Genomic DNA, 14,752 nt, shown 5'->3' on the forward strand with positions numbered 1-14,752 from the left:
CGTCCAAGCAGGATACGAAAGTATTGGGGGCGGCTATTGCCGCCCCCGGCAAGGTCTAGTTGCGGATACGGTCCAGAACGTCCTCGACATTGTAAAGAATGTCATCGGCAGCCGTTTCGGCGTCGATCTGGTCATAGGCGAACTCTTCGAGCGGATCGCCGATCGCCTGCGAGATCTGCGGATGCTCGAAATACGGCGAAATTGTCGGACCGGTTGCAGCCAGAATGATCTGGTGAGCCTTCATCTGCTCAGGCGCGATCTGGTCGCCCGCTTCCAGCTGTTCGAGAGCCTTCTTCGAGGCCGGAATGCCGCGGGTCGTGCCGAGGATATCAATCGCGCCCTCATCGTTCAGGAGGCAATTGACCACTTCGGCCGCTGCGTCCTGGTTGTCCGAGTTCTTCGAGATCGAAAACAGCATCGAAGGCTTGCGATAAACGCCGTCATTGGTGGCGCCTTCGGCGAGCGGAATGGTCGAAGCCGTCAGCACCTGACCTTCCTCAAGCACGTCGCCAATCTTGAAATAGGTCGAATCCCAGGCATAGGTGCCGGCAATGTGGCCGTTGGCCCATTCCGGATTTTCATTGAGCACCAGATTGCCGCCGGCTGCGACCTTCGGCCAGGGGATGACGACACCATCTTCGACGAACTTCTTGTAGAGGTTCAGACCGTCGACCAGCTCTTCCTTGCTGTAATTGAATTCGAGCGTATCGGGCTCGATCATGGTCTTGCCGGTCTTCTGCGTCAGATAGGCGGTGATCAGAAGACGAATGTCGAGACCGCTCTGGGTCGGGCTCGAGGCTTCATAGGGGAAGTAGTCTTCGCCGAGCTTTTCCTTGAAGGTGATGCCGGCCTTGTCCATGTCGTCCCAGGTCTTCGGCAGGTCCAGACCGGCCTTTTCGAAGGTCGTCTGGTTGAAGAACGGTACACGGCCAGTGATCGACAGCGGCAGGCCCTGCAGGTGGCCGTTGACCGTCGAGGTGGCAAGCTCCGCGTCGGTCCACTGCGACAGATCGATGATATCTGAGAAGTCATTGAGATCGGCGAAACCTTCACCGGTCGGCGTGAACAGCGGCAGCCAGGGCCAGTTGATCTGCATGATGTCGGCTTCGGTACCGCCGGCCAGCTGCGTGGTGATCTTCTCCTGATGGCCGGTCCAGCCGGTGAATTCCGGAGAGACGGTGTGGCCGAGCTTGTCGCCGCAATATTTCAGCGCTTCCTGGGTGGCCAGGTGACGGCTGTCGCCGCCCCACCAGGACATGCGGAGATCGGCGGCATTGGCTGCCGTCAGCGATGTGGCGGCCATCAGGCCGGCCAGGATTGTCCGTTTCATGGTCATATTTTCCTCCCTTTGAAAAAGACGGTTTACGAAACTCATGCCGACAGCGAGATGTTCTCGCCGGTGCGGCGGTGAAAGATATGCAGGGCGTCTTCCTGCGGCATGATGCGGATCTGCTCGTCCCGCAGGTTCTGCCGCTCCAGCCCCGTGGCCGGGACGACGACGATGAAGGAATGCCCCTCCACCATGATGTAGAGGTAGACCTCGTGGCCCATGAACTCGACATGGGAGACGCGGCCGAGCAGCCCTTCTTCCGCGTTCTGATCGACAATATGGAAGTGCTGGGGACGCACGCCGAAGGTCACTTCCGTCGGGGCATCCTTGTCGATGCGCGCGCGCGCCTTTTCATCGATGGTGATGACCTGCGTGCCGATTTTCAGCTTTCCGCCGTCGACGAGGGTGGCATCGCCGATATTCATTTCCGGCGAACCGATGAAGCCCGCGACAAAGGCGTTGGCCGGTCTCTGGTACAGCGTGAAGGGATCGGCAACCTGCATGATCCGGCCTTCCTTCATCACGCAGATACGATTGCCCATGGTCATCGCTTCGGTCTGGTCATGGGTGACGTAGACGACGGTTGAATGCATGCCATCCGCCAGAAGCTGCTTGTGCAGGTCGGTGATGCGCACCCGCATCGATGCGCGCAGTTTCGCATCGAGGTTCGACAGCGGTTCGTCGAACAGGAACACCTGCGGCTTCTTGATCAGGGCACGACCGAGCGCCACACGCTGGGCCTGGCCGCCGGAAAGCTGCTTCGGCAGGCGCTCCAGATATTCCTCGATCTCCAGAATGTGGGAGACCTCATCGGTGGACGCGGCAATCTCGTCCTTCGGTGCATGCTTCAGGCGAAGACCGAAGGAGAGATTGTTCTTCACCTTCATATGCGGGTAAAGCGCATAGTTCTGGAACACCATGGCGATGCCGCGCTGGCCCGGGGCCTTGTCGTTGACGAGATCGTCGCCGATGCGGATTTCGCCGCCGGAGATGCGTTCGAGACCGGCGATCATGCGCAGCGTCGTCGACTTGGCGCAGCCGGACGGGCCGACCAGCACCATGAACTCGCCATCCTCGATTTCCAGATCGATACCGTGAACGGCCTTGAACTTGCCGTAGACTTTTTCGAGATTTTTCAGCTGAACTCTGGCCATGGTTGTTATCCTTTGACTCCGCCAGCGGAGATACCTTCGATGAAATATTTCTGTGCCATGAAGAACACGACGAGAGCGGGCGTGATCGCAAGCACCGACATGGAGAGTATCTTGTTCCAGGCGAATGCTTCGGTGGTATCGATCGACAGTTTGAGGGCCAGCGAGACCGGGTATTTGTCGACCGAGGACAGGTAGATCAACGGCCCGAGGAAGTCGTTCATCGTCCACATGAACTGGAACAGGCAGACCGAAATCAGGGCCGGCGTGAGCAGCGGTACGACGATGAAGAGAAGGGCCTGCCAGCTCGAGGCGCCGTCAACGCGTGCGGCCTCTTCCATGTCGCGCGGAATGGCGCGCAGGAACTGGACCAGCATGAAGACGAAGAACGCATCACCGGCAAGGGCTGACGGCACCCACAGCGGCAGAAAGCTGTCAAGCCAGCCGAATTCCCGAAACAGCAGGTATTGCGGAATACGGGTAACGACGTTGGGCAGAAGCAGGATCGCGATCAGCGAGGAAAACAGGATCTTCTTGCCGGGAAACTCGAACCGGGCGAAGCCATAGGCAACGGCGGTTGCCGAGATCGCGGTCCCGATCATTTTCGGAATCAGGATCAGGAAGGTGTTGAGGAAGAACCGGCCGAACGTATAGGGCGTCGAGGTTTTCCAGCCTTCGATATAACCGCTGACGGTCGGATGGGTCGGCCAGAAGCCGGCGCTCGTGAACATTTCGGCGTTGGTCTTGAACGACGCGCCGATCAGCCAGATCAGCGGGTAGAGCATGATCAGCCCGACCACAAGCAGGACCACATAGCGGATGAACGACGAGATCGCGACTTTGCGCTGTTCGCGTTTGCGGGCGCGGATGGCTTCCAGATCGCGGGCGGACAGCATGCTGGACAAGGTTTGCTCGGTCATGATCAGCTCCTCTTGTCGCCGGCGTAGTAGACCCAGTGACGCGATGACCAGAAGGCAATCAGCGTCAGGACCATGATGATGGCGAACATGACCCAGGCAATGGCCGAGGCATAGCCCATACGGAAGTTCTTGAACGCCTCGTCATAAATGTAGAGCGGCAGCAGGTAGGTGGATTTCAGCGGGCCGCCACCGGTAATGATGTAGGGACCGTTGAACTCCTGGAACGCCTGAACCGTCTGCATGATGAGGTTGAAGAAGATCACCGGCGTGATCAGCGGCAGGGTGATGAAGAAGAAGGTCTTCCACTTGCCGGCCCCGTCGATGGCGGCGGCCTCGTAGAGCGAATTGTCGACGCTCTGGAGGGCTGCCAGGAAGATCACCATTGCCGAGCCGAACTGCCACAACCGCAACAGGGTGATGGTGAACAGAGCGTTGGTGGGATCGCCGAACCAGTTGACCTCCGGCAGGCCGAGGCCTTCGAGCATCATGTTGATCAGGCCGACATCGGCGAACAGATAGCGCCACAGCACCGCGATCGCGACGGACCCGCCGAGGATCGACGGCACATAGAAGGCCGTGCGGAAGAAATTGATGAACTTCAGCTTGTAGTTCAGGATCACCGCGATGAACAGCGCGAAGGCCAGCTTCAGCGGCACGGTCGAGAACACGTAGATCAATGTGACGCTGAGCGACTTGTTGAACGTGCGGTCATGCGTGAACAGCCGGATATAGTTCTTCAACCCGACGAAATGGGGCGAACTCATCAGCGAATAGTCGGTAAACGACAGCACGAAAGAGGCAAGAAAAGGCACTGCCGTAAACAGCAGCAGGCCGATGATGTATGGGGACAGATAGGCGAGCCCCATGAAACGATTTTCACCGCTCATGACCGCATTCCCGTTTGTTGTTTCCGGCAGCCCGTCAAAGGCGTGTCGGCATGGCCTTGCCCGAAAGACGGGCAGGCAACATGCGGCAACCGCAAAAGACGCCGCCCGCGAAGGGCCGCACGGATGTTATTGTGTTCTGAATTGTGCATGGCGCTAGTGCGCAGCGCGAGGGATCAACCCAGTCGGGTTTCGACTTTTCCCATACGAGCGACATCCTCCCAGATGGTTTTTAAAGTAATACGCCTTTATTTCAGCGTTTCCAGTGTTCATAATCATGGTTGCAAGCTGATTTGGAATAGAGGGTTTCGGACAAAAGGATGGAGAAAATCGAAGGTGGAGTTCTGGACGGCCTTGCGGTGAACGCGCTCAATCTGACATTGACCCGCTCGACCATCAGAATGTTGCACACATCGACATGGACCGCGGACAAGGTCAACAAGGTGCATGACCTCGTCATCTGCCTGACCGGACAGGCCGAATACGAGGTCGCCGGCGAAACCTTTGCGATGAAACCGGGCCGCGCCCTGCTGATTCCCGCCGGCGAGCGTTTCATCGGGCGTTCCACTTCCGAAGAGCTTTATACCGGCGTCGCGCAGCATTTCCGTGCCGAGGTCTTTGCGCGGATGGACCTGTTCGAACAGATGGATTGCCGGCTGTGGGTCGACCTGCCGCGCTGGGAGATGATCGCGCCACTGGCCCGCCACTACCGCGAAACCGCGCCACTATCCTCGACCACCTTTGCCCAGCATCACCTGTTCATGGTGCTGCTGATCGAGTTCATCGAGGCGGCCTTTATCCGCTGGCGCCCGCAACAGGATGTCGCGGTCAACAACCCCGACAGTCTCTCGCTTTCCGTGATGGTTGCCGCCTCGCAGATTGCGGCCGATCCGCTGAGCCCGGACACGGTTGATCGGGTGCTTGGCTCGATCCCCTACAATCAGGATTATTTCCGGCGCGAATTCAAGAAACAGGTCGGCCTCACGCCGCCGAAATATCAGGAGTTCAAGCGGATGGAGCGGGCCATGGCGGTGCTCGCCAGCGGCCAGACCGTCAAACAGGCCTCCGCCTTTGTCGGTTACGACGACAGCTATTATTTCTCACGGATGTTCAAACGCTATATTGGCGTCAGCCCGGCCGGCTACAAACTGCTGAACAAACGCCACCAGGAAGGCGCTTTTCCGCGCGGAGAGGAAGACGGCATGGCCGTCTTCCCGTTGCTCAGTCCGCAGGAATAGAGCGGGTCACACGTCGACAAGCGCACCGCGCGCGCCGATGACGCGGGCGGAAAGGGCCGAGCCTTTGGCAAGCGCCTCAACCAGCGGCGCGCCGGTCATCAGTGCGGAAATCAGGCCGGCGTTGAAACTGTCGCCGGCAGCGGTGGTGTCCACGACATTATCCGACGGCGTCGGCTTGAAGGTCACCGGGCCTTCATCTTCGTCCTCGGCAAAGATCGTGTCCGGGCCACTCTTCACAATCACCGTTTTCACGCCCGCGGCGCGGTAGCGCGCAATCGTTGCCTGCGGGTTCTCGTCACCGAACACCGCACCGTCCTCGTCAAAGGACGGCAGAACGATATCGCTGACGGCAGCGGCCTGCATGATGGTTTCGGCCATGACCTCGCGCGAGGGCCAGAGCCGGGCGCGCATGTTCGGATCGAAGGCGATGACCGTGCCGGCGGCACGCGCTTCGGCAAGCTTTTTCAGAAGCGTTGCGCGATGCTCTTCATTGACCACGGCCATGGTAATGCCGGAAAACAGCACAAGCCCCCTGCCCGCCAGCGCTTGTGCAAGCGCCTCGGGATCCTCGGCCAGAAGCTTTGCCGCCGACTGGCCGCGCCAGTAGGAAAAGCTGCGCTCGCCGTTCTTCAGCGCAATCATGTAAAGCCCGACGGTGCGCTCTTCGATCCGGCGAATGGAGGCGGTTCCCACGCCTGCCTCGTTCATGAAGGCCAGCATCTCGTCGGAAACCGTATCGGTGCCCGCGCCGGTAAAATAATCGACCGTAAAGTCATCCGGCAGCTGGCGGGCGAGATACCAGGCGGAGTTGAACGTATCGCCGGCAAAGCCGCGCGTATAGGCGCCGTCTTCGCGCGGGGCCATTTCGACCATGCACTCGCCGACACACAGGATTTTTCTGGGCAGGTTTTTCATTCGTCTTCCATTTCGAAAAAGGCCGGATGCGAGACGTTGATACGCTCGACGATCTTGGCAATCTGCGCCAGATGGCTTCGCATGGCCTCAACGGCCGCGTCCTCATCATGCGCCTCGATTGCATCCAGTATCACGGTATGCTCATTCAGCGCGCTTTCCGCGCCAAACGACAGACTGAGATACCGTACACGGTCCATATGCGCCTTGTGGTCGCGGATCAATGACCAGGCGTCACCATGGCCGGAAAGCTCGCAAATCTGCTTGTGGAAGGCGTCATCGAGGACGTGGAAACCGGTCTTGTCTCCATCGCTGATGGCGGCCTCCTGCTTGGCCAGGCTGGCGCGGAGTGCGGCGGCATCATCCTTGCTGCAACCGGCCGCCGCCGCTCTGACTGTTGCAAGTTCTAGAGCGCTGCGAATAAAGTGAGCCTGCATGACGGCGCGTTTGGAAATATGGGTCACAAGCGTCGCGCGTTGCGGCCGCACAAGCAGGAATCCCTGTTGCGACAACCTGTAAAAAGCATCACGCACGGGCTGACGCGACACTCCGAGGATGCGGGCGACCTCGACTTCTGATAGTTTCGACCCCGGCGGCAATTCATTCTCGATAACCTGCCGGTAAAGGTGATCATAAACCAGGTCGGTCACGGTGGGCTGGCGCGCCTGCTCCAACGTACCGATATCTAATTTTCCGACCATCCATTCCTCCATTGACAGGTTTCGCATACTAACATATTAGTTTTCGAGAGAAATGCAATCGCGCATTTTCTACCGACATTTCAGAATGCGAGCGGGAGGCTACGACATGCTCAACAAGGACCGGCTCTTTCCGACAGAACCGAAGACGCGGGATCTCGCCCGCGCACTCTACAATGAAATCAACACGCTTCCCATCGTCAGCCCTCACGGCCACACCGATCCGCGCTGGTATGCGGAAAACGAACCTTTCCCGGACCCGGCCAAGCTGTTCGTGGTTCCCGACCACTATGTCTTCCGCATGCTCTGCTCGCAGGGCGTCAAGCTGACCGATCTGGGCGTACCGCGCGTTGACGGCGGCGAAACGGAAACCGACAGCCGCAAGATCTGGCGCCTGTTTGCCGAAAACTTCTACCTGCTGCGCGGCACACCGAGCCGCGGCTGGCTGGAACACTCCTTCGAGCACGTCTTCGGCCTGACCAAGCGCTTCGGCCCCGACACCGCAGACGAATTCTACGACCATATCGATGAATGCCTGCAGAAGCCGGAATTCCGGCCGCGCGCGCTGTTCGAACGCTTCAACATCGAAGTGATCGCGACCACGGAAAGCCCGCTCGATGACCTGAAATGGCACGCCATGATCCGCGATTCCGGCTGGACCGGCGGCAAGGTCGTCACCGCCTACCGCCCGGACCCGGTTGTCGACCCCGATTTCGAGGGTTTTGCCGAAAATGTCGCAAAGTTCGGTGAAATCACCGGTCTCGACACCACCAATTACGACAACTATCTCGAAGCCCACCGCGTGCGCCGCGCCTTCTTCAAACAGTATGGCGCGACCTCGACCGACCATGGCCACCCCACGGCGCGCACCGAGGACCTGCCGAAGGCGGAAGCCGAAGCCCTGTTCGCCAAGGCGCTGAAGGGCGAATGCACGGCTGAAGAGGCGGACGCCTTCCGCGGCCATATGCTGACGGAAATGGGCCGCATGAGCGTCGAGGACGGGCTGGTGCTGCAGATCCATCCGGGTTCGACCCGCAACCATTCGGCCGAAGTCATGGCCCGTCACGGCCGCGACAAGGGCTTCGATATCCCCTCGCAGACCAATTATGTCGATGCGCTGCGTCCGCTCCTGAATGCCGTCGGCATGGAACCGGACCTGACCATCGTTCTGTTCACCCTCGACGAAACCGCCTATTCGCGCGAACTGGCCCCGCTTGCCGGCGTTTATCCGGCGCTCAGGCTTGGCCCCGCATGGTGGTTCCACGACAGCCCCGAGGGCATGCGCCGCTACCGTGAAATGGTCACGGAAACGGCAGGCTTCTACAACACGGTCGGCTTCAACGATGACACGCGGGCGTTCTGCTCGATCCCCGCACGTCACGATGTCGCCCGCCGCGTCGACTGCGCATTTCTGGCGACCCTGGTCGCCACTGGTCGCCTCGATGAAGACGAGGCGCCCGAAGTCGCGCGTGACTTGACCTACAATCTGGTCAAGCGCGCATACAGGCTGTAGCTACAGCCATTTTCAAGCAGGGAGAGGACCTTATGAAAAGCTTGAAAGAACTGGGAATGGGAATTGCAACTGTCGCGATCATCGCGACAGGCGCTGTATCGGCACAGGCTGCCGAAATGACATTGCGCTCGTCGGATACGCATCCGGCCGGCTATCCGACGGTGGTTGCCGTCCAGTACATGGGAGAGCAGCTCGAAGAGTGCACGGACGGCAAGATCGGCATCGAAGTCTATGACAGTGCCCAGCTTGGCGAGGAAAAGGACACGATCGAACAGACCCGTTTCGGCGTGATCGATATGCTGCGGGTGAGCCTCGGGCCGTTCAACGGCCTGATCGAGGAAACCCAGATCCCGTCGCTGCCCTACATCTTCCGCTCCACCGACCACATGCATCATGTGATGGACGGCGAGATCGGCGATGAAATCCTGGCCGCCTTCGAACCCTACGGCCTTGTTGGGCTGGCCTTCTACGACGGCGGTTCGCGCTCGTTCTACAATCGCGAAAAACCGATCACGTCGATCGATGACCTGGACGGCATGAAGTTCCGCGTGATGCAGTCCGACATCTTCGTCGACATGGTCAACGCGCTTGGCGCCAACGCCACCCCGATGCCCTATGGCGAGGTCTATTCCTCGATCCAGACCGGCGTTATCGACGGTGCGGAAAACAACTGGCCGTCATTCGAAAGCTCCAGCCACTACGATGTCGCCCCCTATTACACGCTCGACCAGCACCTGATCGTGCCGGAAGTGCTGGTGATGTCGAAAGCGACCTGGGACAAGCTGACGCCCGAGGACCAGCAATGCGTCCGCGACACGGCCAAGGCATCGGTCGAATATCAGCGCGAGAAATGGGCTGAACGCGAAGCCGAATCCGAAAAGATCGTGCGCGATGCAGGCGTCGAGGTCATCACCGACATCGACAAGACGCCGTTCATTGAAGCGATGGGCCCCGTCTACGAAAAGCATGTCACCAGCGAAAAGCTGAAGGACATGGTGAAACGGGTACAGGCCGTTCAGTAAGCACATTACGGATGCGGCGGCATTTCGCCGCCGCGTTCTTCTCCTTGGGGGAGTTGAAAAAGTGCAAGACATAATGAAATCGATAGCGCTGGGCCTGGGTGTCATTGCCCGGATCGCGCTTTGGGGGGCTGCCGTCGGGCTTGCCCTGATGACGGCTTTTATCGCCTGGCAGGTTTTTGGCCGCTACGTTCTCAATTCAACACCGATCTGGACCGAGCAGACATCGATTCTGCTGATGGGCTGGTTCATCTTTCTCGGCGCTGCCGTCGGCATTCGCGAAGGTTATCACTTAAGTTTCGATATTCTGATCCATGTCATCCCGCGCTGGCTGAAGCTGATTTTTTTCACCATTTCGGACATCTGCGTCGTCGGGTTTTCGGTCGGCATGGTCGTCTATGGCTGGCAGCTTGTCGAAGGCACCTGGGAGGCAACGATGCCTTCGCTCGGCATCCCGGACGGCGTCGCCTTCCTGTCGCTGGTGTCCGGCGGTTTTCTGATGATCGTCTTCTCGCTTGAACGCATCGCGCGCCGCGCGGCCGGCCTTCCCACGGCCCGTTTCGGCGAAACAGACCTGTTTGAGGAGGAGTAGGAACCATGGAACTCGTCGTCCTTTTCGGCACCTTCGCTGTCCTGCTCTTCATCGGGACCCCGGTTGCCTTTTGCCTCGGCATCTCATCCTTTGCCACAATCATCTATCTCGGCCTGCCGCCGCTGATCGTCTTCCAGCGCCTGAATTCCGGCGTTTCGGTGTTTGCGCTGATGGCGATCCCGTTCTTCATCTATGCCGGTGAAATCATGGTGCGCGGCGGCATCGCCAGACGCCTCGTGGCGCTTGCGGGCGCGGCCGTCGGCCATTTCCGCGGAGGACTCGGTCAGGTCAATATCGCCGCTTCCGTGCTGTTCGGCGGGATTTCCGGCTCGGCTGCGGCAGACGCGTCGGCCATTGGCGGCCTGATGGTGCCGCAGATGAAGGAACGCGGCTATGACGCCGACTATGCGGTGAACATCACCGTGACGGCTGCCATGATCGCCCTGATGCTGCCGCCGTCGCACAACCTGATCATCTATTCGATCTCCGGCGGCGGACGCATCTCGATTGCCGATCTTTTCACCGCCGGCATCATCCCCGGCATCGTTCTGGCGCTTTCGCTGATGGCGGCGGCCTGGTTCGTTGCCAAACGGCGCGGCTATCCGACGGAGAAATTCCCCGGTGCGAAAATCGCCGGCGCCCTGTTTGTCGATGCCATTCCCGGGCTGATCCTGATTGCGATCATCTTCGGCGGTGTCCGTTCGGGCATCTTCACCGCTTCGGAAAGCTCGGATATCGCCGTTGTCTATGCGTTGGCCTGCACGGTGTTCCTCTACAAGACGATGGACTTCAAGACCTTCGTCGATGTCACCGTCGGGGCCGTCAAGACCACGGCGATGGTGCTGCTGGTCATCGGCTCTGCCGCCTGCTTCGGCTGGTTGCTCGCCTATCTGAGGGTTCCCGCCAACATCGTCGCCTTCATGCAGACGGTTTCGGAAAACCCGATCATCATCATGCTGCTGATCAATGTGGCGCTGTTGATCCTTGGAACCTTCATGGACATGTCGCCGTTGATCGTGATCACCACGCCGATCTTCCTGCCGGTTGCCACCGCATTCGGGGTTGATCCGGTTCAGTTCGGCGTCATCATGATCCTGAATCTGGGGATCGGGCTATGCACACCACCGGTGGGATCGGTTCTGTTCGTCGGCTGCGCGGTCGGCAAGATACCGGTGACCCAGGCCATCAGAACCATCTGGCCGTTCTATTTTGCGGCCGTGTTCACCCTGTTGCTGGTCACCTACATTCCGGCGCTTACCCTCTTCCTGCCGTCTCTGTTCCACTAGCAGCAACGGCTGACCGGTAAAACGGTCCTGAAATCCGCCCTCGCCGCAACCGGCGGGGGTGTCATCGCAAGGCCAAGGCCTTGAGCCCGAGAGAGGCATTCAAAAGGGCACGATGACCGACGCATTCACGTCCCAAGCGTGAAGCATTTTTAATAAGTGAAGGAGAAAACAATGCTGAATATTGAAATTCGCCATGCGATCGATCCGGTCACGGCGAGTACGTTCGATACAAGCGAACTGCGCGAACACTTTCAGACCAGCAACCTGTTCGTCCCCGGCGAAATCAACCTGATCTACACCCATTACGACCGCATGATCGTTGGCGGCGCCTGCCCGGCAAACGGCCCGCTGGAACTCGACCATGTCGCGCCCTGCGGCACGGATTCGGTGCTCGACCGCCGTGAAATGACCATCGTGAAGCTCGGTGGTCCGGGCAAGGTCACCTGCGATGCCGAATACGACATGGTCCACGGCGACATGCTCTATCTCGGCATGGGTGCGGGCAAGATCACGTTTTCAGGCGAAGGCCGTTTCTACATTCTCTCCGCACCGGCGCACCAGACCTACCCGTCGCGCCTGATCAAGATTGCCGAAGCGGCAAACGTCACGCTGGGCGCGGCCGAAAACTGCAACGAGCGCACCATCTACCAGTTCGTCCATCCCGATGTGATGAAGTCCTGCCAGCTCGTTGTCGGCATGACCAAGCTGCAGAAGGGCTCGATCTGGAACACCATGCCGGCCCACGTCCACGACCGCCGCATGGAAGCCTATCTCTACATCGACCTCGATGAAGAAGCTCGCGTGTTCCACATGATGGGCGAGCCGGATGAAACCCGGCACCTGGTTCTCAAGAACGAGGAAGGCGCAATTTCGCCGCCCTGGTCGATCCATTGCGGCGCCGGCACCTCCAACTACACCTTCATCTGGGCCATGGCCGGCGACAACGTCAACTACAAGGATGTCGAAATGGTATCCATGGAGACGCTGAAATAATGGCTATTTCTTTCTCTCTTGAAGGCAAGCGCGCGCTGGTGACAGGCGCCAACACCGGTATCGGCCAGGGCATTGCAATTGCCCTTGGCGCCGCCGGTGCGGAGGTTCTGTGCACCAGCCATCAAGACAGCGATGAGACGGTGAAGATCATCAAGGACGCAGGCGGCAAGGCCGTCAGCGAGATCCTCGATCTTTCCGACCCGATGAATGGCAAGAAATTTATCGAGGCCTATGACAAGCCGATCGATATTCTGGTCAACAATGCGGGTCTCATCCGCCGCGAAGACGCCGTCGACTTCTCCGAGAAGGATTGGGACGATGTCATGGACATGAACGTCAAGGCGGTGTTCTTCGCCTGCCAGGGCTTCGCCAAGAAGGTTCTTGAGCGCGGCGGCACCGGCAAGATCATCAACATTGCCTCGATGCTGTCATTCCAGGGCGGCATTCGCATTCCCTCCTACACCGCCTCGAAAAGCGGCGTGGCCGGTATCACCAAGCTGATGTGCAACGAGTGGGCGGCCAAGGGCATCAATGCGAACGCAATTGCGCCGGGCTATATCGCCACCAACAACACTGCCGCACTGCGCGCCGATGAAAAGCGCTCTGCGGAAATTCTTGGCCGGATTCCGGCCAATCGCTGGGGCGACCCGGCAGACCTGGGCGGCACTGCCGTCTTTCTTGCTTCGCCCGCGTCCGACTACATCAACGGGGCGATCCTTAATGTCGATGGAGGGTGGCTTGCCCGCTAAAGCCGAAAGCCTTCCCCGGTTGAAACGTCCGGACGCACCGCGTCCGGGCTCGGGGATTGTGCATCTGGGCCTGGGAGCGTTTTATCGCTCCCATGGCGCAATCTATATTTATGAAGCAATGCAAAAATCCGGTGGTGACTGGGGCATTGTCGGCGTCAATCTGATGACGCCGCCCAAGCAGCGCGAAATCTTCGAGCCGCAGGGCTTTGCCTATACCGCCGTATCGCTCGCGCCCAACGGGATCGAGCCGCAGGTGATTCCGGTGCTGAACGACGTGCTCGACGCACCGGACGATCCGGAAGCCGTTCTAGCCCTGATGGCCGATCCGAAGATCAGGATCGTCACTTCGACGGTCACGGAAAAGGGCTATTGCCACTTCCCGTCAACGGGCAAACTCAACCGCGAGCACCCGTTCATCGTTGAAGACCTGAAAGATCCGAACAAGCCGAAATCGGCCATCGGATACATCGTGCGTGCACTTGACCGCCGCCGCAAGGCCGGCATCCGCCCGTTCACGATGATGAGCTCCGACAACCTGCCGAACAACGGCCATGTCGTCCACGCCGTGGTTGTTGAACTGGCAAGCATGATCGATCCCGAGCTTGCCGCCTGGATCGAGAAGGAAGTCACCTTCCCCTGCACCATGATCGACCGCATCGTGCCCGCCACCAAGCCCGAAGACATCGAGCGCGTGGCCAAGCTGACCGGTGTTTACGATCCGGTTCCGGTGATGCACGAGCCCTTCCGGCAATGGGTTGTCGAAGACAAGTTCGTGGATGGCCAGCGCCCCGATATCGGCGCCGTCGGCGCACAGCTTGTCGAGGATGTGACCCCGTTCGAGCATATGAAGCTTCGCTGCCTCAACGGCACGCATTCCTCGATTTCCTATCTCGGTTATCTCGCCGGCAAGGAAACCATCTACGACACGGTGTCCGACACGGTGTTTGCGGCTTACTGCAAGTTCCTGTGGGAACAGGAAATCATTCCGGCCGTCGATGCGCCGCCCGGCGTCAGCCTTGAGGAATACACCGCCGCCCTGTTCGAGCGCTATTCCAACCCGTCGATCCGCCATCTGACCTGGCAGATCGCCATGGACGGTTCGCAGAAACTGCCGCAGCGCATTCTCGAAACGGTGCAGGAAAACCTCGAGGCCGGACGTCCGGTCCCGGGCCTGTCGCTCGCGATTGCCGCATGGATGCGTTACGTCGGCGGCGTCGACGAGCGCGGCAACCCGATCGATGTGCGCGACCCGCTCGCCGGCAAGCTCAAGGCGCTTTCCGACGCCGGCGCAACGCCGCGCGAAAAGGTCGAAGCGCTGGTCGGCGTTTCCGACGTTTTCCCCAAGGCGCTGCAGGACAACAGGGACTTCGTGGAAGGCCTCGTTGCCGCCTATGAAGGCCTTGTAGAAAAGGGCGCACGCGCGATGGCTGAAGCTGTCGTGCAATAAACCAGAGAGCACAGGCGTCG

14 protein-coding genes are annotated in these 14,752 nt (G+C 59.5%); 8 read left to right on the forward strand and 6 right to left on the reverse strand.

Annotated elements, in window-relative coordinates:
* Nucleotides 1-55 precede the first annotated feature (55 nt).
* From ABID12_RS07735 to ABID12_RS07750, 4 genes are read right to left on the reverse strand one after another with little or no spacing between them, the layout of a single operon-like run.
* Nucleotides 56-1,336, reverse strand: a complete 1,281-nt coding sequence (locus ABID12_RS07735; RefSeq protein ID WP_435528192.1) for an ABC transporter substrate-binding protein — start codon at nucleotides 1,334-1,336, stop codon at nucleotides 56-58.
* A 35-nt stretch (nucleotides 1,337-1,371) separates the two neighbouring features.
* The gene (locus ABID12_RS07740) at nucleotides 1,372-2,484 is read right to left on the reverse strand and encodes an ABC transporter ATP-binding protein (RefSeq protein WP_106309602.1); all 1,113 of its coding nucleotides are present in this window, start codon (nucleotides 2,482-2,484) and stop codon (nucleotides 1,372-1,374) included.
* A gap of 5 nt (nucleotides 2,485-2,489) precedes the next feature.
* Nucleotides 2,490-3,401 (reverse strand): carbohydrate ABC transporter permease, encoded by a 912-nt coding sequence (locus tag ABID12_RS07745; RefSeq protein WP_106309599.1) that lies wholly within the window; start codon nucleotides 3,399-3,401, stop codon nucleotides 2,490-2,492.
* A 2-nt stretch (nucleotides 3,402-3,403) separates the two neighbouring features.
* Nucleotides 3,404-4,288 (reverse strand): carbohydrate ABC transporter permease, encoded by an 885-nt coding sequence (locus tag ABID12_RS07750; protein WP_106309596.1) that lies wholly within the window; start codon nucleotides 4,286-4,288, stop codon nucleotides 3,404-3,406.
* Between the two features lie 317 nt (nucleotides 4,289-4,605).
* On the opposite strand from ABID12_RS07750, the gene ABID12_RS07755 reads away from it, so the two are divergent.
* Complete coding sequence (locus tag ABID12_RS07755; RefSeq protein ID WP_354433732.1) at nucleotides 4,606-5,523, forward strand: AraC family transcriptional regulator; 918 nt, start codon at nucleotides 4,606-4,608, stop codon at nucleotides 5,521-5,523.
* A gap of 6 nt (nucleotides 5,524-5,529) precedes the next feature.
* On the opposite strand, the gene ABID12_RS07760 is transcribed toward ABID12_RS07755, so the two are convergent.
* Both ABID12_RS07760 and ABID12_RS07765 read right to left on the reverse strand, forming a co-directional pair.
* A complete protein-coding gene (locus ABID12_RS07760) occupies nucleotides 5,530-6,438 on the reverse strand; it encodes a sugar kinase (protein ID WP_354433733.1) in 909 nt (302 codons plus the stop codon).
* Nucleotides 6,435-7,136 carry a GntR family transcriptional regulator gene (locus ABID12_RS07765; RefSeq protein ID WP_354433734.1) on the reverse strand — a complete coding sequence of 234 codons (702 nt, stop codon included), beginning with the start codon at nucleotides 7,134-7,136 and terminating at the stop codon, nucleotides 6,435-6,437. The genes ABID12_RS07760 and ABID12_RS07765 overlap by 4 nt, the downstream gene beginning before the upstream one ends.
* A 106-nt stretch (nucleotides 7,137-7,242) precedes the next feature.
* Between ABID12_RS07765 and uxaC the strand changes: the two genes are divergently transcribed.
* The 7 genes from uxaC to ABID12_RS07800 all read left to right on the forward strand — a co-directional run bounded on the left by uxaC (nucleotide 7,243) and on the right by ABID12_RS07800 (nucleotide 14,732).
* The gene (gene uxaC, locus ABID12_RS07770) at nucleotides 7,243-8,646 is read left to right on the forward strand and encodes a glucuronate isomerase (protein WP_354433735.1); all 1,404 of its coding nucleotides are present in this window, start codon (nucleotides 7,243-7,245) and stop codon (nucleotides 8,644-8,646) included.
* A 32-nt stretch (nucleotides 8,647-8,678) separates the two neighbouring features.
* The gene (locus tag ABID12_RS07775; RefSeq protein ID WP_354433736.1) at nucleotides 8,679-9,668 is read left to right on the forward strand and encodes a TRAP transporter substrate-binding protein; all 990 of its coding nucleotides are present in this window, start codon (nucleotides 8,679-8,681) and stop codon (nucleotides 9,666-9,668) included.
* A gap of 73 nt (nucleotides 9,669-9,741) precedes the next feature.
* Nucleotides 9,742-10,257, forward strand: coding sequence for a TRAP transporter small permease (locus ABID12_RS07780; protein ID WP_354433737.1), 516 nt, complete (start codon nucleotides 9,742-9,744; stop codon nucleotides 10,255-10,257).
* A gap of 5 nt (nucleotides 10,258-10,262) precedes the next feature.
* Nucleotides 10,263-11,543, forward strand: coding sequence for a TRAP transporter large permease (locus tag ABID12_RS07785; RefSeq protein ID WP_106309578.1), 1,281 nt, complete (start codon nucleotides 10,263-10,265; stop codon nucleotides 11,541-11,543).
* A gap of 171 nt (nucleotides 11,544-11,714) precedes the next feature.
* Nucleotides 11,715-12,536: a 5-dehydro-4-deoxy-D-glucuronate isomerase gene (kduI, locus tag ABID12_RS07790; protein ID WP_106309576.1), complete on the forward strand. Its 822-nt coding sequence runs from the start codon at nucleotides 11,715-11,717 to the stop codon at nucleotides 12,534-12,536.
* Nucleotides 12,536-13,285: a 2-dehydro-3-deoxy-D-gluconate 5-dehydrogenase KduD gene (gene kduD / locus ABID12_RS07795; protein WP_319518725.1), complete on the forward strand. Its 750-nt coding sequence runs from the start codon at nucleotides 12,536-12,538 to the stop codon at nucleotides 13,283-13,285. The genes kduI and kduD overlap by 1 nt, the downstream gene beginning before the upstream one ends.
* On the forward strand, nucleotides 13,275-14,732 hold the full coding sequence (locus tag ABID12_RS07800; RefSeq protein ID WP_354433738.1) for a mannitol dehydrogenase family protein: 1,458 nt from the start codon (nucleotides 13,275-13,277) through the stop codon (nucleotides 14,730-14,732). Before kduD ends, ABID12_RS07800 begins: the two co-directional genes overlap by 11 nt.
* Nucleotides 14,733-14,752: the final 20 nt, after the last annotated feature.

The organism is Martelella mangrovi (genome assembly GCF_040545495.1).
Taxonomy (GTDB): domain Bacteria; phylum Pseudomonadota; class Alphaproteobacteria; order Rhizobiales; family Rhizobiaceae; genus Martelella; species Martelella mangrovi.